This is a genomic window from Klebsiella sp. HMSC25G12 (assembly GCF_001807705.1).
Lineage (GTDB): Bacteria > Pseudomonadota > Gammaproteobacteria > Enterobacterales > Enterobacteriaceae > Klebsiella > Klebsiella variicola.
The window spans coordinates 77280-97856 of the sequence record NZ_KV789904.1 but is presented as its reverse complement, the minus strand read 5'-3'; the positions used below and the strand labels follow the sequence as shown (position 1 = coordinate 97856).

The window sequence follows — 20577 nt, the reverse complement described above, 5'->3', positions numbered from 1 at the left end:
CTCAGGCTCCCTGAGGATTATTGTTGTGATCGGTTGGCTCCGGGGTCTCCCGGCAGGCTATCAACGGGTCGACTATCTGACGGCTGCCGCCGTCGGTCAGACCCAAATCGGTTAAATGCGGCCCGGCGTTACAGGCAAGGCAGGTTCCTTCAATGGCCTTGAACACCCGGTACGGTGGCTCCCAGTCGGCGACTTGGCTGCTCAGATCGCGCAGCTCGCGGAACTGACGCGCCAGCTCGGCGGCCGGGAGATCCGACAGCATGCCGGCAATCGGCATTGCCACATGGGCAAGGATCTCGCCCTGTTGCGCCAGCGCCATCCCGCCGCCGGAGGCGATAAGCTGGTTGGCCGCCAGCGCCATATCATCAGCGTCGCGCCCGAGCACCACCAGATTGTGCGAGTCGTGGGAGTAGCTGGTGGCGATGGCGCCGCGCAGCTCACCCCAGCCTTCGAGCAGGGCGATTTGCGGTGTCGCCTGGTGGCGGCCGTGGCGGTGCTTAACCCAGATCAGACTGAAACCGGCGGGCAACTGGACTTTCCCGTCACGAACCTGCACTTCCACTTCGCCCCACTGGGTGAAGCGCGCGCCGCGGATATGACGCAGGCGGGCGACGCCGTGACGAATGCCCTGGACGCGCAGAACAAAGTCATCGGCGCGGAGGGGGGCGATCGGCAAAGTATCGCGCGGCGGCGTCACGCCCGGCGCGGGGGCGATCGGCTTCCGCAGGCGGCCAGCATGGGCCAGCCGTTCCCCCCCAACGTAGACTTCACGGGCCACCAGTTTCTCCAGGGAATCAAACACCACCAGATCCGCGCGCCGCCCGGCGGCAATCAGCCCGAGATCGTGGCGCTGCAGGCGAATAGCGGCGTTGAGGGTGGCGAATCGCAGCGCATCGACCGCCGGTAAACCGTGCTCGATCAGCAGGTTAAGCAGGGCGATGATCCCGCCTTTCTCCAGCAGCATATCCGGCGGCACGTCATCGGTGCAGACGGTGATTTGCGAGGAGAGGTGCGGCAGCGTTTTTAACGCCGCGACGATATCCGGCAGCAGATAGGGGTGCGAGCCGCGGATCTCGATCGTCAGACCGGCGCGCAGTTTTTCCAGCGCGTCGTCCGCCGAGGTCAGTTCATGATCGGAGGTGACGCCGGCGGCGAGGTAGGCCTGCAGGTCAGCGCCGCTCAGGCCGCGGGCGTGGCCTTCAATCAGTTTGCCGCTGTTGAGACCGGCCTGGACAATCTCCTGCATCCGCTCGCTACCGTGCAGCACGCCGTGCATATCCATCACTTCCGCCACACCGCGTACTTCCGGCCAGCCGAGCATGGTCTCCATCTCCGCGCCGGCGAAATCGGCGCCGGACATTTCGAGACCTGGCGTGGAGGGGACGCTGGACGGCGCGGCGACCATCACCTGCAGCGGCAGATGGCGGCTGGCGTCAACCGCGTAGCGCACGCCCTCGACGCCGAGGACGTTGGCCAGCTCATGCGGATCCCAGAACACCGCGGTGGTGCCCTGGGTGAGGACGATTTCCGCGTAGCGCTCCGGCGGCAGGTGCGAGCTTTCGAGGTGTACGTGGGTGTCCATCAGGCCGGGGGACAGGTAGCCACCGGCCAGGGAACGTACTTCATGGGCGTCGGTGCGGCTGCCGCGCGGGTGGACGCTGGCGATCATCTCGCCGACGATACCGACGTCAGCGGGGCGAATTTCGCCCGTGGCCATATCGACGATCTGCGCCTCGACCAGCAGCAGATCAAACGGGGATTCGCCGCGCGCGGCCTGCACGGCGCGACGACGGACTTGAGCATTGCTGGACATAACCACTCCGGCACAAGGATAATGCGGATACTCTATGGGCACAGCAAACGTTTGCCCAGATGAATAAATTTATCACCCGATAAGCTCGGGTTATTGTGCAGGACCACCGTAGCGAACCCGATAATGAACGAACCCTGGCAGCGTCTGCCCGCGCTCTCTCTTAAACAGCTTCAGTATTTCGTCACTCTGGCCCAGCTGCGCCATTTTACCGATACCGCCAGTCGGCTGGCGATTAGCCAGCCGGCGCTGAGCAGCGCGCTGCGGCAGATTGAAACGGTGCTCGGCGGCAAGCTGGTCAACCGTACCGCTTCGGCGGTCACCCTGACTGAACTGGGGGCGGCGATTTTACCCCACGCCCAGCGGATCCTCAGCGTAGCGCAGGCGGCCTTTTTCGATATGCAGCAGATCGTCGAGGCGGGCGGCGACGGGACAGTGCGCATCGGTCTGGTGCCGTCGGTCAGTTCGCTGCTGTTCCCATTGCTGCCGCAGACCCTGGCCCAGGCCTTTCCGCGTCTGCGCATTGAATTTCACGATCAGACCAACGATGCGCTTATCCAGGCGCTGCTGCGCGGCGAGATTGATTTCGGCATCGGGGCGATCGACAGCTCAGTGCCTGCTGAACTGCTGGTCTATCCGCTGCGCGAAGATCCCTTTGTGGCGGTGCTGCACCGTGACGATCCGCTGGCCGCGCAGGCGCACTTGCCGTGGAAACAGCTGGTGGGGCGGGATATTGCCGTCTTCTCGAAGGGTAATATTCAACGGCTGGTGGCGGCATTAGTGGAGAGCCATCGCCTGACGCTGACCACCCGCTATCAGGTGGACTATATCGAAACCCTGTATGGCCTGGTGCGCTCGCGCTTAGCGGTGGCGATTCTGCCGGCGCTGTACACCACCCATCTGCAGGACCCGGCGCTCCAGGTCGCCCAGTTGCAGCAGCCGGCGCTGACCCGTACGGTGGCCCTGATGCGCGGCCCGCAGGCGCTGCCGCCGCTTATCGAAGCCTGTTTTTCCCTGCTGCAGGGAGAATTGCGCTAGGGCAGGTGCTTGATCAGCACGTCTGCGGTTAAGTGATTGATGTACTCCAGCGAATGTGAGGAGAGGACGCCCAGCAGCCGGTTATGGTGCCCGGCAATAATTAAATCGATCTGCCGCTGCCGAACGCAGGTTTCCACGTCTTCAAACCGGCGGGTGGGCACCAGCGAGAGGGTTTCAACCGGCAGGGAGACAGTGCAGGCCAGCTCGTTGAGCAGGGCCTTGGCCTGGATCACCTCCTGTGAAACCTGATCGTCGCGCAGGCTGTCGGAAACATAGTTCAGCGCCCGATAGTCGGTGCTGATGTGGGCGATGGTGATGCGCATGCCGTTCTCTTCTGCCATTCTGGCGGCATGCTCGAGCAGCGGGACGCCGTCCTGACTGCTGTTAATCAGTACCAGCGCATGGTGATAAACGGCCATGGCGTATATCCTCGGTAGGCTAAATAGCGCATGATGTCATCATTTTCCGCCCGCTAGCAGCGGAATGCAATCCCGCCCGGTCGCTTGATGAGCATGATGGCCGCGCGGGTGTCGTTGCAGGGCTAAAGGCTTGTTGTATGAACCGGTGAGTTGCGGTAAATTCCACAACGCTTAACAATTTCACTATTTTGACTCGGGGTGCCCTTCTTCGTTGAAGGCTGAGAAATACCCGTACCACCTGATCTGGATAATGCCAGCGTAGGGAAGTCAGAGACCGCAGGGTCATTGCTTCTACCTCGTCTGGCGGGAGCAAACCATGCCTGAGCTGCTGAATCCCGCGCCTGTCGCGCACCTGCGCCATCTGCTGCGCGCCCATTCCCCCCTTGTGCACTGCATGACCAATGATGTGGTGCAGACCTTTACCGCCAACGTTCTGCTGGCCGTCGGCGCCTCGCCGGCGATGGTGATCGATCCCCGCGAAGCGGCGCAGTTTGCCGCTATCGCCGATGCGCTGTTAATTAACGTCGGTACCCTGACCGAAGATCGCGCCGTGGCAATGCGCGTCGCGGTGGAACACGCCCGTCAGGCCGGAAAGCCCTGGACGCTGGATCCGGTGGCGGTCGGCGCCCTGACCGTGCGCACGGCCTTTTGTCACGAGCTGCTGGCCCTCCAGCCGGCGGCCATTCGCGGCAATGCCTCTGAAATTCTGGCGCTGGCCGGGATGAGCGCCGGCGGGCGCGGGGTGGATACCACCGATACGGCCGCCGCGGCGCTGCCGGCGGCCCAGGCGCTGGCTCGTCGGCTGGCAACCGTGGTGGCGGTCACTGGCGAGGTGGACTACGTCACCGACGGCGAGCGGGTGCTCAGCGTGGCGGGGGGTAATCCGCTGATGACCCGGGTGGTGGGCACCGGCTGCGCGCTGTCGGCGGTGGTGGCGGCGAGCGCGGCGCTGCCGGGAGACCGGCTGGAAAACGTGGCCGCCGCCTGCGGGCTGATGAAGCAGGCCGGGGAGATCGCCGCCAGTCAGGGAGGCCCTGGCAGCTTTATTCCGGCGTTTCTCGACGCGCTGTATCAGGAGGTGCAGGGATGAAACGCATCAACGCCCTGACCATCGCCGGCACCGATCCCAGCGGTGGGGCCGGTATCCAGGCCGATCTGAAAACCTTCTCCGCGCTGGGGGCCTATGGCTGCTCGGTGATCACCGCCCTGGTGGCGCAGAATACCCGCGGCGTGCAGTCGGTCTATCGCATTGAACCGGATTTTGTGGCCGCGCAGCTCGACTCGGTGTTCAGCGATGTGCGTATCGATACCACCAAAATCGGCATGCTGGCGGAGACCGATATTGTGGAAGCCGTGGCCGAGCGGCTGGCGCGCTACCGGGTGGCCAACGTGGTGCTGGATACCGTCATGCTGGCGAAAAGCGGCGATCCGCTGCTGTCGGCCTCGGCGGTGGAGACCCTGCGTCAACGATTGTTGCCGCAGGTGTCATTGATCACCCCGAACCTGCCGGAAGCGGCCGCGCTACTCGATGCCCCCCATGCGCGCACCGAGCGCGAGATGCTGGAGCAGGGGCGGGCGTTGCTGGCGCTGGGCTGCGGCGCGGTATTAATGAAGGGCGGCCATCTCGACGACGCCGAAAGCCCGGACTGGCTCTTCACCCGCGAAGGGGAACAGCGGTTTACCACGCCTCGCGTGCAGACCAAAAATACCCACGGCACCGGCTGCACGCTCTCCGCCGCGCTGGCGGCGCTGCGCCCCCGTCATGCGGACTGGGCGGCCACCGTCGCCGAGGCGAAGGCCTGGCTGTCGGCGGCCCTGGCGCAGGCCGACTCTCTGGAAGTGGGCCACGGCATCGGGCCGGTGCACCATTTCCACGCCTGGTGGTAAATGGCAGCGCAACGGGACAGCAGAATCTCCTGAAAAAATGGCCCCCCGGCTGGAAAATAGGCTAAGTCGGTACCAGGCTTAACCTGCCCAAAAAAATTGGGTTGGGATAATGCATGCCGGCTTCGGCCGGCCTTACGGGAGATTGCTATGACTGATATTACGCAGTTGCTGGGCAAAGATGCCGAGAGCCTGTTGCAGCACCGTTGTATAACCATTCCGGCCGACCAGCTGTATCTGCCTGGGGCAGATTATGTTGATCGGGTGATGGTGGATAATAACCGACCACCGGCGGTGCTACGCAATATGCAGACCCTGTACAATACCGGACGCCTGGGGGGAACCGGCTACCTTTCCATTCTGCCGGTTGACCAGGGCGTGGAGCACTCGGCGGGCGCCTCCTTCGCCGCCAACCCGCTGTACTTTGATCCGAAAAATATCGTCGAGCTGGCGATCGAAGCCGGCTGTAACTGCGTGGCGTCGACCTACGGCGTGCTGGCCTCGGTGTCGCGCCGCTACGCGCATCGCATCCCTTTCCTGGTGAAGCTCAACCATAACGAAACGCTGAGCTACCCCACCGAATACGACCAGACCCTCTACGCCAGCGTTGAGCAGGCGTTCAATATGGGGGCGGTGGCCGTGGGAGCGACGATCTATTTCGGCTCGGAACAATCGCGTCGTCAGATAGAAGAGATTTCCGCCGCCTTTGAGCGGGCCCATGAGCTGGGCCTGGTCACCGTGCTGTGGGCCTATCTGCGCAATTCGGCGTTCAAGAAAGATGGCGTCGACTATCATGTCTCCGCGGACCTGACCGGTCAGGCCAACCACCTGGCGGCCACCATCGGCGCCGATATCGTTAAGCAAAAAATGGCGGAGAATAACGGCGGCTACAAAGCGGTTAACTTCGGCTATACCGACGATCGGGTGTACAGCAAACTGACCAGCGATAACCCCATCGATCTGGTGCGCTACCAGCTGGCCAACTGCTATATGGGCCGCGCCGGGCTGATTAACTCCGGCGGCGCGGCGGGCGGGGAGACCGACCTTGCCGACGCGGTGCGCACAGCGGTGATCAATAAACGCGCCGGCGGTATGGGGCTGATCCTTGGTCGCAAAGCGTTTAAGAAATCGATGGCTGACGGCGTGAAGCTGATCAATGCCGTGCAGGACGTCTACCTTGACGGGAAAGTGACTATCGCCTGATAAGCACGAGTATCGTTGGGATCCCCGGTGGCGCGACGCGCACCGGGGTTACCGTTCTTTATGCGCCTTCAGGCCGCGCCGTTACCGCGTCAGCAGCCAGCGGGCGGTATGTTCATCGGTCACCAGACCATTGATCCAGCCGCCTTTAAGGGCCGCCAGGATCGCCGGTCGTTTGTATTCTCCACAGGCCGCGGCAATACGCGGGCAGTGGTTCTGACGGATATCATAGCTGGTGATCATGCGGTTGATCTCGCTGTCTACCACGTGGCCTTCCGCATCGATAAACCGTCCGAGGATCTCTCCGATGCCGCCGCGCGCGGTCAGCTCATCCATTTGCGCCTGATTGATAAACCCGTCTTTAAAGATCGGACTTTGCGTGCCCAGGGGACCAATGCCGACAAAAATCACGTCCGCCTCTTGGGCGACGCCGGAGACGCTGCGGAATAAGCGGTTGGTGCACCACATCTCATGCTCCTCCGCGCTCTGGGCGTAGCGCGGCGCCGGCCACTGATAGTACTTGGCCTTAATTTTGCGGGTCAGCAGCAGGGGCACGTCATCGTAATAATTGCACTGCCCGTCGGCGTTCATGGCGCTGATCAGCGCCACGCAGCGGGTATTCAGGCTGTCAAAATCGATGCGCTGCAGCGCTTTTTTCAGGGTCAGGCCCGAGCCCAGGCCGATGATTTTCTCCTTATCATCCTGCAGATAGCGAGCCATCAGCTGATAGCAGCCAAACGACACGCTGTCGAGGGTGCTTTCTTCGCTAAAGGCGGGGACCACATTGCACTCGATCAATCGATACTTTTCCTGCAGCAACTGCGCATAATCGAGGCAGTTTGCTACCGGATGGTGCAAATTAATCGACACTATCCCTTCTTCTTTCGCCGCGGCGATAAGCCGTTGCACCACCGGTCTGGAGGTGCCCAGCTGGCTGGCAATCTCGCTCTGATTCTGACCGGCGATGTAGTACATCCATGCGGCACGCACCTTCTGATCCAACCGGATATCGTCTTCTTTACTCATGGTTTCCCGCCCTAAGTTGCTGACCAGGGCTCGCAATTGGCCCGGCGAATACCCGCATTCTCGCCGTGGTTGGCATAACTGGCAAGCTTTTGCTCTTGTCTGGTCATTTGTAATTTAATTGGGTAATTGTTCTTTTGTGATCCGTGGCTCTTATTTTGGTCAAATGATCAATTACAGTGGCGCCATCAACTCAAGGAGAACAGAACATGAACAATCAATTCACATGGCTTCATATCGGTCTGGGTTCTTTTCATCGCGCGCATCAGGCGTGGTATCTGCATCGTCTGATAGCGTCCGGGGATAAGCGCTGGCACATCGCGGCAGGAAATATTCGTAACGACGCCGAGCAGGTGGTGCAGGCGCTGGCGGCGCAGGGAGGACGTTACGTCCTGGAGACCGTCAGCCCGGAAGGGGAGCGCGACTATGAAGAAATTACTTCTATCCAGAAATTGCTGCCGTGGCAGGCCGGGCTGCAGCCGCTGATTAACGAAGGGGCGAACCCGCAGACCAAAGTTATCGCCTTTACTGTGACGGAAGGGGGGTACTACCTGAACACCCGCCATCAGCTGGAAACCAGTAACCCCGATCTGCAGGCCGACCTGCAAGGCGAGTGCAAAACCATTTATGGCACCCTCGCGCGGATCCTGGAGAAGCGCATGGCCGACGACGCCGGGCCGCTGACCCTGCTCAACTGCGACAACGTGCGCCACAACGGCGAGCGTTTCCACGACGGCATGGTCGAGTTCCTGCAGCTCACCGGCAAACAGGCGGTGATTGACTGGATGGCGGCCAATACCACCTGTCCGAACACCATGGTGGACCGCATCACCCCGCGTCCAGCGGCCGATCTGCCGGCCCGTATCAAAGCGCAAACCGGGATTGATGACAAAGCGCCGGTGATGGGGGAGACCTTTATCCAGTGGGTGGTGGAGAACCACTTCCGTGATGCCCGCCCGAACCTGGAAGCGGTCGGCGTGGAGATGGTCGAGTCGGTTATCCCGTATGAAGAGGCGAAAATCCGCATTCTGAACGCGTCGCACAGCTGCATTGCCTGGGCGGGAACCTTAATTGGCCAGCAGTATATTCATGAAAGCACGCTGACCGATGCTATCTACGCCATTGCCGACCGCTACGTCACGGAGGATGTCATTCCCTGCCTCGGCGATAACGGCATTGATCTGCCCACCTACCGGGATGTGGTGCTTAAGCGCTTTACCAACCCCTATATCCAGGACACCAACCAGCGCGTCGCCGCCGACGGCTTCTCGAAAATTCCGGCGATGATCGCCCCCACGCTGCAGGAGTGCTATCAGCGCGGCGTCCGCCCTGAGGCGACCGCCATGCTGCCGGCGCTGTTCTTCGTCTTTATGGAGCAGTGGCATAAGGGAACGCTGCCCTATCAGTACCAGGACGGCATCCTGGATGCGCAGGCGGTGCATGAGATGTATGAGGCTCAGGATCCGGTGGCTGTCTATGCCCGCGATAAAGCCCTGTTTGGTGACCTCGCCAACAACGCGGATTTTCTGGCGCTGATGCGCGAGAAAGTCGCCGCCGTTTACACGCTGATTAAATAAGAGGTGGCTATGTATCTGGGTATCGATCTCGGCACATCGGAAGTCAAAGCGCTGGTCATTGATGAGAACTATGAGGTTATCGCCAGCCATAGCGCGCCGCTGAGCATTCAGCGGCCCCATCCGCACTGGTCAGAACAAGCGCCGGAGCTATGGTGGGAGGCGACGGAGTACCTGATGAGCACGCTACGGGAAAAATGCGCGCAGCACTGGCCGGCCATCAAGGCGATTGGCCTCTCCGGACAGATGCACGGCGCGGTGTTGCTGGATGAAGAGGGGGAGACGATCCGTCCGGCCATTCTGTGGAACGACACCCGCTGCGCCGCAGAGTGCGCCGAGCTGGAGGCGATGGCGCCGGAGCTGCATCAGGTGGCGGGCAACCTGGCGATGCCGGGCTTTACCGCGCCGAAGCTGCTGTGGGTGCGCCGTCATGAGCCGCAACACTTTCAGCGCACCGCAACGGTGCTGCTGCCGAAGGATTATCTGCGCTATCGGATGACCGGGAAGAAAGTCTCCGACATGTCGGACGCCGCCGGGACGCTGTGGCTGGACGTGGCGAAGCGCGACTGGTCCGACGCTCTGCTGGACAAGTGCGGCCTGTCGCGCAGCCACATGCCGACACTGGTCGAAGGCTGCGAGGTTTCCGCCACCCTTGATCCGCAGGTGGCGGCGCGCTGGGGGCTGAACGCCTCGGTGGTGGTGGCCGGGGGCGGGGGGGATAACGCGGTTAGCGCCATTGGCGTCGGCGCGGTCTCGCCGGGGGATGCGTTTATTTCGCTCGGCACCTCCGGGGTGCTGTTTGTGGTGACCGACGCCTATCGTCCGGCGCCGCAGTCGGCGGTACATGCGTTTTGTCACGTGCTGCCGAACCTGTGGCACCAGATGAGCGTCATGCTGAGCGCCGCCAGCTGTTTGCAGTGGTTCTGCCGCCTGACCGGCACCACGGAGGTGGCGCTGCTGGCGGAAATTGCCGAGCTCAGCGAGGAGGAGAAAGCCCACGCCCCGTTCTTCCTGCCCTATCTCTCCGGCGAACGTACCCCGCATAACGATCCTGACGCGCGCGGCATGTTCTGGGGCATGACCCACGCCAGCCTGCGCGCCCAGCTTGGCTACGCGGTGCTGGAAGGGGTGAGCTTCGGTATCAACGACGGCCTGCAGGCGTTGAAAGAGAGCGGTACGCCCATCGCGCAGTGCTCGCTGGTGGGCGGCGGCGCCCGCAGTCCTTTCTGGGCCCAGCTGCTGGCCGACATTCTCGCTATGCCGGTGGTGACCCATAAAGGGGGAGAGACCGGCGGCGCGCTGGGCGCGGCGCGGCTGGCCTGCCTGGCGGCGGGCAAACCGATTGCCGCGGTGTGTGAAAAACCGGAAGTCTGGCAGACCTGGCGTGCGGATCCCGTTCGCCACCACACCCTGATGCAACGCTACGCGCAGTTTAAAGACCTGTATTTAAACGACCTGAATTATCGGCAGCACTGATTTTCATCATAACAGCCGCTTCGTTGCACATCGCGGAGCGGCCACCCTGTACCCTGAAAACGAGGTCATTATGTCTATCAATAATAAACAGTGGCTCGGTTTACCCCTGAACCTGCTCTGGGGATACATCGCCATTGCCGTATTTATGACCGGCGACGGTTTTGAATTAGCCTTTCTGTCGCACTATATCAAAGCGCTCGGCTTCTCTCCGGCGGAGGCCTCCTTTGCCTTTACCCTCTACGGCCTGGCCGCCGCGCTGTCGGCGTGGATTTCCGGCGTGGTGGCGGAAATTATCACCCCGCTGAAAACGATGATGATTGGCTTCGTACTGTGGTGCGTGTTCCACGTGCTGTTCCTCGTTTTCGGCCTCGGTCACGCCAACTATGCGCTGATCCTGATTTTCTACGGCATCCGCGGCTTCGCCTATCCGCTGTTCCTCTACTCGTTTATCGTGGCGATTGTCCATAACGTCAAAAGCGACAATGCCAGCTCGGCCATCGGTTGGTTCTGGGCGGTCTATTCCATCGGCATCGGCGTGTTCGGCAGCTATATTCCGAGCTTCACCATTCCGCACATTGGCGAACTGGGGACTTTATGGCTGGCGCTGGCCTTCTGCGTCACCGGAGGTGTGATTGCCCTGGCTTCCCTGCGCCATATTCAAACGCCGCAGCATATGCAGAATCTCACCACTCGCCAGAAATTTTCCGAGCTGGGACGCGCCGCGACGCTGCTCTATACCAACCGCAATATTCTGCTGTCGAGCATGGTCAGGATTATCAATACCCTCTCGCTGTTCGGTTTTGCGGTCATTATGCCGATGATGTTTGTCGATGAGCTGGGCTTCACCACTTCAGAATGGCTCCAGGTATGGGCAGTCTTCTTCTTCACCACCATTTTCTCTAACGTGCTGTGGGGGATCCTGGGGGAAAAACTGGGCTGGATGAAGGTGGTGCGCTGGTTCGGCTGCATCGGGATGGCGCTCTCCAGCCTGGCGTTTTACTACATCCCTCAGCACTTTGGCCATAGCTTTGCGATGGCGCTGATCCCCGCCATCGCCCTCGGGATCTTTGTCGCCGCCTTCGTGCCGCTGGCCGCCGTGTTCCCGGCGCTGGAGCCGAAGCACAAAGGCGCGGCGATTTCGGTCTATAACCTGTCGGCGGGGATGTCGAACTTTCTCGCGCCGGCGATTGCCGTGGTGTTGCTGCCGTTCTTCAGCACCATCGGGGTGGTGATTGCCTACACCGCATTGTACGTGGTGGCCTTTTTCCTCTGCGCCTTTATCCGCGTGGAGCAGCCGGGGTTCTCCCACAAGGAAGCAACCGCCCGCGAGCAGGTTGAATTCTCTTAGGTGATGCGGCTGGCATGAAGCGCATGCCAGCCTTAATGAGGTGAACGAATGAGTATGCAGGCGGTTATTTTTGACATGGATGGCGTGATTATTGATTCCGAGGCGCTGTGGCGCCAGGCGCAGATTGACGCCCTCGCGCAGTGGGGCGCAACGGCGAGCGTGGATGAGTGTGAAACCCTCACCAAAGGCAAACGCCTCGACGAAATCGCCGGCACCTGGTGCCGCTATTTTCAGCTTGATCTCGACCCGCAGCGGCTTGAAGCCGCGATATTGCAGCGTATTACCGGCCTGATCGCCACCGAAGGCGAGCCGATGCACGGCGTGCATGAGGCGTTACGCTATTTTCGCGAGGCGGGCTATCAAATTGCGCTCGCCACGTCATCATCCCGCCAGGTTATTGCCGCTGTGCTGAACAAGCTCTCGCTCTGGCACTTTTTCGACGTGGTTTCCAGCGCAGATGATGAAGAACGTGGAAAGCCACATCCGGCGGTGTACCTGACGACGCTGCGCAAGCTCAATCTCAACGCCAGCCAGTGCCTGGTGATTGAAGATAGCTTTACCGGCTTTTGCGCGGCTCAGGCCGCCGGTATTCCCACGGCGGTGGTTGCCGAAGATAGCCGGCAGGGGCGCTATCAGGCCGCTGTCGGCCGCTATCAAACCTTACCTGAACTGCTGGAAGCGCTTAACGCCGAGCCAGCGGCGGTCGCATAACTTACGCTTTCGTGAGCGCAGAAAATCCCGGGATGTACACGGTCGGTCACTCTCTTTTCTGCGCTCACGCCCTTTTTTCTCCATGCCGATCCGCCTCACATTTCGCTCATCTTTTGTGAAAACAGTCACGTCTTGTTGTGCCAATGCCCAAATTTATGGCCTTGCTTAGCGGTGTTTGTCCGAGGCACTGCTACGTAATTGTGCTTAGATTATATATTGAAACGTATTTTCAATAATGTAAAACCGATTTGCCGATTTACCTCTGTCGATCGGATTTGGCCGTGATAAGGATTGAGCATGAAAATTGAATCTGTGAATGTCACCGTTTTCCAGTATCCCACTCGTCGGGTTTCCGACAGCGCCGGGCACTCCCATCCGGGGGCTGAAAGCATGGCCAAAATGGCGATGCTGACCATCACCGCTGATGATGGGGCGCAGGGTTTTTCGTTTGCGCCTCCGGAAGTCGTGCGCCCGTTCGTGGTGAATACTTTTTTTCGCAAAGTGCTGGTGGGGCAGGACCCGTTTAACCGCGAGCGTATCTGGCAGGATCTTAACCACTGGCAGCGCGGCAGCGCACATCAGCTAACGGAGCGCGCGCTGTCGTTTGTTGAACAAGCGCTGTGGGACCTGATTGGCCGCAGCCTCAGGATGCCGGTCTACAAGCTGCTTGGCGGCTATCGCGACACCGTCCCGGCTTACGGTAGCACCATGTGCGGCGACGATCTACCGGGCGGCCTGTCGACCCCGGAAGAGTATGCCGCCTTTGCCGAAAAGCTGGTCGCCCGCGGCTACAAGGCCATCAAACTGCACACCTGGATGCCGCCAATCTCTTTTGCGCCCAATCCCAAAATGGATATTAAAGCCTGCGCGGCGGTGCGCGAAGCGGTAGGGCCGGATATTGACCTGATGATTGATGGCTATCACTGGTACAGCCGCGCCGAGGCGCTGTGGATCGGCAAAGCGCTGGAAAAACTCAATTTCGCCTGGTTTGAAGAGCCGATGGAGGAGGATTCGATGTCCTCCTACGCGTGGCTGGCGGAAAACTTGTCGATTCCCATCGTCGGGCCGGAGAGCTTCGGCGGCAAGCACCACATGCGCGCCGAATGGGTGAAAGCCGGAGCCTGCGACATTCTGCGCGCCGGCGCTAACGGCGTGGGGGGCATTACCCCGACCATGAAGGTGGCGGCGCTGGCGGAATCTTTCGGCATGGATTGCGAAGTCCACGGCAACGGCGCGGCAAGCCTGGCGGTGGTCGGCGCGATCCGTAACTGCCGTTGGTATGAGCGCGGCCTGCTGCATCCGTTCCTCGACTACGATGAACCGGCGGCCTATCTCAACAGCATTGTCGACCCGATGGATGATCAGGGATTTGTGCATTTGTCACAACGTCCGGGCCTCGGCGAAGACATTAATTTTGCGTATATCGAAGCCAATACCGTTAGCCACGACTGATTTAAAAAAATAAATGCCCGATGGCGCTGCGCTTATCGGGTCTGCGGCCCGGTAGACCGGATAAGGCGAAAATGCCGCCATCCGGCAACATGTACCCTACAGTACAGGCAAACAGAGATATGAAAAAAACCTCCTTACTGGCAGCGTGTATTCTCGCGCTCGCCATGTCGATGGGGAGCGGAGAGGCGGTGGCGAAAACCCCGCCCGATCAGCTCATCATCGGCATGAATATGAATAACCTGCTCACCCTTGACCCGGCGGCGATGACCGGTAACGAAGTGGTGGGGATCGTGGTCAACCTCTACGACTCGCTGGTGGAGCTTGACCCTGAGCAGCTCACCACCGTTAAGCCCGCGCTGGCGAAATCCTGGGATATCAGCCCCGACGGCAAAACCCTGACCTTTCATCTGCGCGACGACGTCAAGTTTCACTCCGGCAACCCGCTGACCGCCGCCGACGTCGTGTGGTCAATGCGGCGCATCCTGCACCTCAACCTGGCCCAGGCCTCGGTATGGAAATCCTATGGCTTCAGTAAGAAAAATATCGACAGCCAGGTCAGCGCGCCGGACCGCTTCACGGTGCAAATCGTATTACCCAAAGATAACGATCCGCAGCTGGTGATTTACTCGCTGGCGGCGCTGGGCAACCTCGGGGTGCTGGACAGTAAAACGGTACAAAGCCACCAGCAGGATAACGATTGGGGCAACCGCTGGCTAACCACCCATGAAGCCGGTTCCGGGCCGTTTACGCTGGAAACCTGGCAGGCAAAAGAGGTGCTGCGCATGAAGCGCAATCCTGACTACTGGCGCGGCGAGGCGAAAATGAGCCGCGTGGTGCTGCGCCATTTCCAGGAGTCGCAAACTCTGCGCCTGATGATCGAAAAAGGCGACCTCGATATTGCCAACAACATGGCGGTTTCCGATATCAACGCCCTGCGCAGCGACCCGCAGCTGACCGTCGATGCGGTGCAGCGCGGCACCATGTACTACGTGGCGATGAGCATGAAAGAGGCGCACTTCGCCAATCCGAAAGTGCGCGAGGCGGTGCGCTATCTGATTGATTATCAGGGTATCAATAAAGCGCTGATGCCGGGCTACGGCGTACTGCACCAGCGGCCGATTAAGGCGGGCATGCCATCCACGCTGCCCGACCCTGGCTATAAGCTGGACGTGGCGCGGGCGAAAAAGCTGCTGGCGGAAGCGGGATATCCCAACGGCTTTGATACCACGCTGCGGGTACTCTCCGATCAGCCATTTCTTAACATCGCTATCGCCGTGCAGTCGACGCTGATGCAGGCGGGGATTAACGCCAAAATCATCACCGGCACCGGTAACCAGATCTACGGCGCGATGCGCGAGCGTAAATTTGATCTGCTGGTGGGACGCGGCGGCAGCGGAATGGAGCCGCATCCGCACTCCAGCCTGCGCGCGCTGGTCTATAACCCGGATAACAGCGATAAGGCGCGCCTGACCAACTTCCAGGGCTGGCGTACCGGTTTTTACGACCCGCAGCTTAATACGATGATTGACCAGGCCCTGCTGGAACGCGATCCGCAAAAACAGGTGGCTGACTACCAGGCCATCCAGACACGCTACGACCAGCTGGTTCCGGCTTTAATTCCGCTTTCGCAGATGGTTGATTCGGTCGTCGTGCGCAACGAGGTACGGGAGTATCAGCCGCACCCCTCCGCCACCACTTTTCTGCGTGACGTATATAAAGTCCGCGAAGGAGATAAAGGATGAGTACCGCAATCCTTGCGCCCGGCTCACGCGGCCGGCGCTTATCCAAACGGCTGCTGCAGGTGGTGATTACGCTGTTCGGCCTGCTGCTGCTGACCTTTACCATTGGCCGCGTCATGCCCATCGACCCGGTGCTGGCGATTGTCGGCCCGGATGCTGACCAGAGCACCTATCAGCAGGTTTACCAGCAGCTGGGGTTTGATAAATCGCTGACCACCCAGTTTGGCATCTATTTCGTCAACCTGTTGCACGGCGATCTGGGCAACGCGCTGCTGACCGGGAAACCGGTGGTGGACGATATTATCCGCGTCTTCCCGGCCACCATGGAGCTGGCAACGATGGCGATTATTGTCGGCGCGGGTCTTGGTATTCCGCTGGGCGTGTTGGCGGCGGCGCGGCGCAATAGCGTCTCCGATTATGTGGTACGCATTATCAGCCTGGCGGGCTACTCGACGCCGATCTTCTGGGTCGGAATGATGGGACTGCTGGTGTTCTATGCCTGGCTTGGCTGGGTAGGCGGCGCCGGGAGGGTAGATCTCGGGCTGGATGGTGTGGTGCCGCGCCGCACAGGCCTGATGACCGTTGATGCGCTGCTGGCAGGCAACGGCCAGGTGTTCTGGAACGCCATTAATCATCTGATTCTTCCCGCCTCGCTGCTGGGTTTTCACTCGCTGGCTTATATCAGCCGTATGACCCGCAGCTTTATGCTGGCCCAGCTGTCGCAGGAGTTCATTATTACCGCGCGGGTGAAAGGGCTGACCGAGCGTCAGGTTATCTGGAACCATGCGTTTCGTAACATCCTCGTGCAACTGCTGACGGTAGTGGCGCTGGCCTACGGCGCGCTGCTGGAAGGCGCGGTGCTGATTGAAACCGTCTTCTCATGGCCGGGTTTCGGCTCCTACCTTACCGGTAGCCTGCTGCTGGGCGATATGAATGCGGTGATGGGCTGCGTGCTGCTGGTGGGCGTGATCTTCGTGATGCTCAACCTGCTCTCCGACATGCTGTATCAATTCTTTGACCCGAGGACAAAATCATGACCGTTTCTCTGGATTCGCCGCTTTCGGGCAGTGCGGGCGAAGGCCGTCAGCGGCTGCAACGCGCGGCGGCGCGGGCCGTCGGGTTTATCGGCAAAATGGCGCGCAATCCGCTCACGGCCATCGGCGGAGGCATTATCTTTCTGCTGCTGCTGGTGGCGATTTTCGCGCCGCTGATTGCGCCTTATAACCCGCTGGTACAGGACCTGAATAGTGCGCTGGTCGCGCCGAATGCACAGCACTGGTTCGGCACCGATGAGTTTGGCCGGGATATCTTTAGTCGCCTGGTGTACGGCTCCCGCATCACGCTCTATATCGTGCTGCTGGTCTCGGTGACTGTCGGTCCGCTCGGGCTGCTGCTGGGCGTCAGCGCTGGCTATTTCGGCGGTAAAGTCGATATGGTGCTGATGCGCGTCACCGATATTTTCATCTCCTTCCCGAGTCTGGTCCTGGCGCTGGCGTTTGTCGCCGCTTTAGGACCGGGGCTGGAGCACGTGGTTATCGCCATCACGCTGACCGCCTGGCCGCCGATAGCCCGTCTGGCGCGCGCCGAAACGCTCTCTTTGCGCCAGGCCGATTTTATCTCCGCCGTGCGTCTGCAGGGCGCTTCATCGGCCCGCGTCCTCTGGCGCCATATCGTGCCGCTGTGTCTGCCCTCGGTCATTATCCGTATCACCATGAATATGGCCGGGATCATTCTGACCGCGGCCGGCCTCGGCTTTCTCGGCCTCGGCGCGCAGCCGCCAGAGCCGGAGTGGGGAGCGATGATCTCCAGCGGGCGCACTTATATGATGGAGTGCTGGTGGGTCGTAACCATTCCGGGGCTGGCGATTCTGATCAATAGCTTAGCGTTCAACTTCTTAGGAGATGGCCTACGTGACATCCTCGATCCCCGCAGTGAATAATGCACCGCTGCTCGACGTGCGCGATCTGTGCGTCGACTTTGTTAACGGTAGCGCGGTGACCCACGCCGTGCGCGGCGTCTCCTTCCAGCTGGGGCATGAGAAGCTGGCCATTGTCGGCGAGTCCGGTTCGGGTAAGTCCACCGTTGGGCGCGCGCTGCTGCAGCTGCATCCGAAAAAGGCCCGCATCAGCGCCAGCCGGATGCAGTTTGCCGACCTCGATCTGCAGCATCTTAGCGAAGCGCAGATGCGCGGCGTACGCGGCAAACGTATCTCTATGATTATGCAGGACCCGAAATATTCGCTTAATCCGGTGGTCTGCGTGGGTAAGCAAATCGCCGAGGCCTGGCTTACTCATCATCCCGGGCGCAAAGATGAGGCGAAAGCCAGGGCGCTGGAGATGCTGGAGGTGGTGCGTATTCGCCAGCCGGAGCGCGTTTATCAGCTTTATCCGCATGAAATATCCGGCGGACAGGGGCAGCGCATCATGATCGCCATGATGCTGATTACCGACCCGGAACTGATCATTGCCGATGAGCCCACCTCCGCGCTGGACGTGTCGGTGCGCCTGCAGGTGCTGGGCCTGCTGGATGACCTGGTTCAGTCGCGCGGGCTGGGGCTGATTTTTATCAGCCACGATATCAACCTGGTGCGCAGCTTCTGCGACCGCGTACTGGTGATGTACGCCGGACGGGTAGTGGAGTCCATCGCCGCTAAAGATCTCGATAACGCCCGTCACCCCTACACTCAGGGATTGATTAACTCGCTGCCGGATATGCTGCATCGTCGCCCGATACTGCCGGTGCTGCAGCGTCAGGCCAGCTGGTTAACGGATTAAGGAGCGGATAATGATTGAAGTTCAACATCTCAACCTCGCGTTTGGCTAGGGGGAGAAGCGTAACCAGGTGCTGTATGACGTCAGTTTCCACGTTAAGCCCGGCGAGATCTACGGTCTGGTAGGAGAGTCCGGTTCCGGTAAAACGACGGTGCTCAAGTGCCTGGCGGGGCTGTTTACCCACTGGCAGGGGGAACTGACCATCGATGCTCAGCCCTTAGGGCATGAAATTAGCCGCGAGCGCTGCCGTCAGGTGCAGATGGTATTTCAGGACCCCTACGGATCGCTGCATCCCCGTCACACCATTGGCGATATCCTCGAAGAGCCGCTGCAGATCCATCGTTTCAATGACCGCGACCGGCGGATCAATGCGCTGCTGGATAAAGTTGGCCTCAACCGCGCTTTTCGTGAGCGCTATCCGCATCAGCTCTCCGGCGGGCAGCGGCAGCGCGTGGCGATAGCCAGAGCGCTGATTCTTGAGCCACAGGTGCTGCTGCTGGATGAGCCGACGTCGGCGCTGGATGTGTCGGTGCAGGCTGAGATCCTTAACCTGCTGGCGGAATTGCAGCGGGAGGCGAAGCTCACTTACCTGATGGTCACCCACGATCTCGGGGTTATTGCCCACTTATGCCAGAAAGTGGCGGTGATGCAGTACGGGAAGATCCTCGAAACCCTGACGGTCGATGCGTTGGTCAGCGGCGAGGCGCGGACGGCCTATACGCAGATGCTGGTTAACGCCAGTCGGCAATATACGCGCGAAATGGCGCGCGAGGTGGCGGAGTACTAAGCTTGATGGCGCATTGTCTCACGGCAGATGCGCCCATTTTAATGGGTAATTATTTGATATTATGTGAGTTTGAGGTTGTAGATATCGTCTATTAATGTAAGTGCGGTGTTTGGATCGATATCCTGCCCAGGTTTTTCCTGCAGCCGCAGGTGCCGTTTTACCTTAACATTCAGAGGCTCAATCAACGAACCCGGCTGCTGTATACCAGCCGGGCGCCGTCTTTGCTTTGCGAAGCCTGATCAACGTAGCAGCGGGCAGTCGGGCGGCAGCCGGCAGCGCAGGGCCGCCGGTAACAGCTCCATGCGGAAGGTTTTTCCGCTGAGCGGCTCGCCGTCGAGGTTAAACGTCATCTCATGGGGGGCGGTGATCTCAAACCATGAGGAGACACCGTCAACAATATTCGGCGAGTTTTCCGGATTCGCCAGGGTGCTGAACAGGGCAGGGATCAGCTCTTCGCCGGTGAAAATGCGCAGATGCAGCAAACCATCGTTAATCAACGCCTCCGGGCACAACTGCTGGCCGCCGCCGGCCTGGCGGCCGTTGCCGATGCCAATGACCAGCGCATCGCCCTGCCAGTGAAAGTTCTCCCCGCGGATCTCGCAGCGGTCCGGCTTCAGGGTATCCATACGCATCAGGCCATGGATTAAATAAGAGACACCGCCGAGCGCGGCTTTTAGTTTTTCCGGCGTTTCGGTGGTGATTCGGGTGCCGAACCCGCCGGTCGCCATATTAATAAAGCCGGTTTTATCATTCACCCGGGCGATATCTATCGGCACATCGCGGCCGACGATCGCCAGCTTGAGGGCGCTGGCCAGATCCTGCGGAATGCCGACGCTGGTGGCAAAGTCGTTGGCCGTGCCCAGCGGTAAAATCCCCAGCGCCATCTTGCTACCGCGCTCCACCAGCGCGGTCGCCACTTCATTAATGGTGCCGTCGCCGCCGCCGGCGATCACCGTTTCAACGTTCAGCTGCAGGGCTTCATCGATAAACCGCACGGCATCGCCCTTTTCCCAGGTGACGCGGACGTGAATATCGATCCCTTCGTCGCGTAACAGGTTAACCGCCTCGCGTAACTGCGGTTCATTGGCACCTTTGCCGTTAAGGATCAGTAAGCTGGCAGGAAACGTAGACATCATCAAGGGAACCTTTATTGCTTAATGTTGCATAAAGTGTACCGCATGACGCAAGCGAAGACCGGAGGAGAGGCAAAAAAATAAGCCCGCGTAAGGGAGATTACGCAGGCTAAGGAGGTGGTTCCTGGTACAACTAGCATTTATGGGTTATGTTTTTCAGCGAAATGGATGATACCTGTTTCGATCGAAACGGTATGTGATCCGATTCTAAT

General features: G+C 60.2%; 18 protein-coding genes and 1 riboswitch. Of the genes, 14 read left to right on the top strand and 4 right to left on the bottom strand.

What is annotated here, in order from left to right; genetic code table 11:
* Position 1: 1 nt before the first annotated feature.
* The gene (locus HMPREF3096_RS17695; protein ID WP_070544536.1) at positions 2-1813 is read right to left on the bottom strand and encodes an adenine deaminase; all 1812 of its coding nucleotides are present in this window, start codon (positions 1811-1813) and stop codon (positions 2-4) included.
* Between the two features lie 120 nt (positions 1814-1933).
* Here HMPREF3096_RS17695 and HMPREF3096_RS17690 point away from each other — a divergent pair, with 120 nt between their 5' ends.
* Complete coding sequence (locus HMPREF3096_RS17690; protein WP_074195595.1) at positions 1934-2848, top strand: LysR family transcriptional regulator; 915 nt, start codon at positions 1934-1936, stop codon at positions 2846-2848.
* Here HMPREF3096_RS17690 and HMPREF3096_RS17685 read toward each other — a convergent pair.
* On the bottom strand, positions 2845-3267 hold the full coding sequence (locus HMPREF3096_RS17685; protein ID WP_070544535.1) for a universal stress protein: 423 nt from the start codon (positions 3265-3267) through the stop codon (positions 2845-2847). The two genes, HMPREF3096_RS17690 and HMPREF3096_RS17685, sit on opposite strands and share 4 nt — an antisense overlap.
* Positions 3268-3451: 184 nt before the next feature.
* A riboswitch (TPP riboswitch) is annotated at positions 3452-3549 on the top strand.
* 34 nt (positions 3550-3583) lie between these two features.
* Between HMPREF3096_RS17685 and thiM the strand changes: the two genes are divergently transcribed.
* The 3 genes from thiM (at position 3584) to fbaB (ending at position 6354) form a co-directional block, all read left to right on the top strand.
* A complete protein-coding gene (gene thiM / locus HMPREF3096_RS17680) occupies positions 3584-4357 on the top strand; it encodes a hydroxyethylthiazole kinase (RefSeq protein WP_064144560.1) in 774 nt (257 codons plus the stop codon).
* Positions 4354-5154 (top strand): bifunctional hydroxymethylpyrimidine kinase/phosphomethylpyrimidine kinase, encoded by an 801-nt coding sequence (gene thiD / locus HMPREF3096_RS17675; protein ID WP_008804064.1) that lies wholly within the window; start codon positions 4354-4356, stop codon positions 5152-5154. The genes thiM and thiD overlap by 4 nt, the downstream gene beginning before the upstream one ends.
* Before the next feature lie 147 nt (positions 5155-5301).
* Positions 5302-6354 (top strand): class I fructose-bisphosphate aldolase, encoded by a 1053-nt coding sequence (fbaB, locus tag HMPREF3096_RS17670; protein WP_004201578.1) that lies wholly within the window; start codon positions 5302-5304, stop codon positions 6352-6354.
* An 81-nt stretch (positions 6355-6435) separates the two neighbouring features.
* On the opposite strand, the gene HMPREF3096_RS17665 is transcribed toward fbaB, so the two are convergent.
* Positions 6436-7377, bottom strand: a complete 942-nt coding sequence (locus HMPREF3096_RS17665; RefSeq protein WP_008804065.1) for a sugar-binding transcriptional regulator — start codon at positions 7375-7377, stop codon at positions 6436-6438.
* 206 nt (positions 7378-7583) lie between these two features.
* On the opposite strand from HMPREF3096_RS17665, the gene dalD reads away from it, so the two are divergent.
* The 10 genes from dalD (at position 7584) to HMPREF3096_RS17615 (ending at position 19232) form a co-directional block, all read left to right on the top strand.
* Complete coding sequence (dalD, locus tag HMPREF3096_RS17660; protein ID WP_008804066.1) at positions 7584-8951, top strand: D-arabinitol 4-dehydrogenase; 1368 nt, start codon at positions 7584-7586, stop codon at positions 8949-8951.
* A gap of 9 nt (positions 8952-8960) precedes the next feature.
* Positions 8961-10424 carry a xylulokinase gene (gene xylB / locus HMPREF3096_RS17655; protein WP_022065384.1) on the top strand — a complete coding sequence of 488 codons (1464 nt, stop codon included), beginning with the start codon at positions 8961-8963 and terminating at the stop codon, positions 10422-10424.
* A gap of 70 nt (positions 10425-10494) precedes the next feature.
* Positions 10495-11772 (top strand): D-arabinitol transporter, encoded by a 1278-nt coding sequence (gene dalT, locus HMPREF3096_RS17650; RefSeq protein ID WP_008804068.1) that lies wholly within the window; start codon positions 10495-10497, stop codon positions 11770-11772.
* Between the two features lie 48 nt (positions 11773-11820).
* Positions 11821-12483 (top strand): HAD family hydrolase, encoded by a 663-nt coding sequence (locus HMPREF3096_RS17645; protein ID WP_064144559.1) that lies wholly within the window; start codon positions 11821-11823, stop codon positions 12481-12483.
* Between the two features lie 297 nt (positions 12484-12780).
* Positions 12781-13935: a mandelate racemase family protein gene (locus HMPREF3096_RS17640; RefSeq protein ID WP_008804070.1), complete on the top strand. Its 1155-nt coding sequence runs from the start codon at positions 12781-12783 to the stop codon at positions 13933-13935.
* 119 nt (positions 13936-14054) lie between these two features.
* Positions 14055-15677: an ABC transporter substrate-binding protein gene (locus tag HMPREF3096_RS17635; RefSeq protein ID WP_048330991.1), complete on the top strand. Its 1623-nt coding sequence runs from the start codon at positions 14055-14057 to the stop codon at positions 15675-15677.
* Positions 15674-16711 carry an ABC transporter permease gene (locus HMPREF3096_RS17630; RefSeq protein WP_004149062.1) on the top strand — a complete coding sequence of 346 codons (1038 nt, stop codon included), beginning with the start codon at positions 15674-15676 and terminating at the stop codon, positions 16709-16711. Before HMPREF3096_RS17635 ends, HMPREF3096_RS17630 begins: the two co-directional genes overlap by 4 nt.
* The gene (locus HMPREF3096_RS17625; protein WP_064144558.1) at positions 16708-17613 is read left to right on the top strand and encodes an ABC transporter permease; all 906 of its coding nucleotides are present in this window, start codon (positions 16708-16710) and stop codon (positions 17611-17613) included. The genes HMPREF3096_RS17630 and HMPREF3096_RS17625 overlap by 4 nt, the downstream gene beginning before the upstream one ends.
* On the top strand, positions 17585-18448 hold the full coding sequence (locus tag HMPREF3096_RS17620; RefSeq protein ID WP_064144572.1) for an ABC transporter ATP-binding protein: 864 nt from the start codon (positions 17585-17587) through the stop codon (positions 18446-18448). The genes HMPREF3096_RS17625 and HMPREF3096_RS17620 overlap by 29 nt, the downstream gene beginning before the upstream one ends.
* Before the next feature lie 67 nt (positions 18449-18515).
* Positions 18516-19232, top strand: coding sequence for an ABC transporter ATP-binding protein (locus tag HMPREF3096_RS17615; protein ID WP_227538829.1), 717 nt, complete (start codon positions 18516-18518; stop codon positions 19230-19232).
* A 239-nt stretch (positions 19233-19471) separates the two neighbouring features.
* Here HMPREF3096_RS17615 and yegS read toward each other — a convergent pair whose 3' ends face one another.
* The gene (gene yegS, locus HMPREF3096_RS17610) at positions 19472-20368 is read right to left on the bottom strand and encodes a lipid kinase YegS (protein WP_008804075.1); all 897 of its coding nucleotides are present in this window, start codon (positions 20366-20368) and stop codon (positions 19472-19474) included.
* Positions 20369-20577 lie beyond the last annotated feature (209 nt).

Coding starts and splice junctions, on each gene's coding strand:
- HMPREF3096_RS17695 (WP_070544536.1), bottom strand. CDS start 1,813: ATGTCCAGCAATGCTCAAGTCCGTCGTCGCGCCGTGCAGGCCGCGCGC.
- HMPREF3096_RS17685 (WP_070544535.1), bottom strand. CDS start 3,267: ATGGCCGTTTATCACCATGCGCTGGTACTGATTAACAGCAGTCAGGAC.
- thiM (WP_064144560.1), top strand. CDS start 3,584: ATGCCTGAGCTGCTGAATCCCGCGCCTGTCGCGCACCTGCGCCATCTG.
- thiD (WP_008804064.1), top strand. CDS start 4,354: ATGAAACGCATCAACGCCCTGACCATCGCCGGCACCGATCCCAGCGGT.
- fbaB (WP_004201578.1), top strand. CDS start 5,302: ATGACTGATATTACGCAGTTGCTGGGCAAAGATGCCGAGAGCCTGTTG.
- HMPREF3096_RS17665 (WP_008804065.1), bottom strand. CDS start 7,377: ATGAGTAAAGAAGACGATATCCGGTTGGATCAGAAGGTGCGTGCCGCA.
- dalD (WP_008804066.1), top strand. CDS start 7,584: ATGAACAATCAATTCACATGGCTTCATATCGGTCTGGGTTCTTTTCAT.
- xylB (WP_022065384.1), top strand. CDS start 8,961: ATGTATCTGGGTATCGATCTCGGCACATCGGAAGTCAAAGCGCTGGTC.
- dalT (WP_008804068.1), top strand. CDS start 10,495: ATGTCTATCAATAATAAACAGTGGCTCGGTTTACCCCTGAACCTGCTC.
- HMPREF3096_RS17645 (WP_064144559.1), top strand. CDS start 11,821: ATGAGTATGCAGGCGGTTATTTTTGACATGGATGGCGTGATTATTGAT.
- HMPREF3096_RS17640 (WP_008804070.1), top strand. CDS start 12,781: ATGAAAATTGAATCTGTGAATGTCACCGTTTTCCAGTATCCCACTCGT.
- HMPREF3096_RS17635 (WP_048330991.1), top strand. CDS start 14,055: ATGAAAAAAACCTCCTTACTGGCAGCGTGTATTCTCGCGCTCGCCATG.
- HMPREF3096_RS17630 (WP_004149062.1), top strand. CDS start 15,674: ATGAGTACCGCAATCCTTGCGCCCGGCTCACGCGGCCGGCGCTTATCC.
- HMPREF3096_RS17625 (WP_064144558.1), top strand. CDS start 16,708: ATGACCGTTTCTCTGGATTCGCCGCTTTCGGGCAGTGCGGGCGAAGGC.
- yegS (WP_008804075.1), bottom strand. CDS start 20,368: ATGATGTCTACGTTTCCTGCCAGCTTACTGATCCTTAACGGCAAAGGT.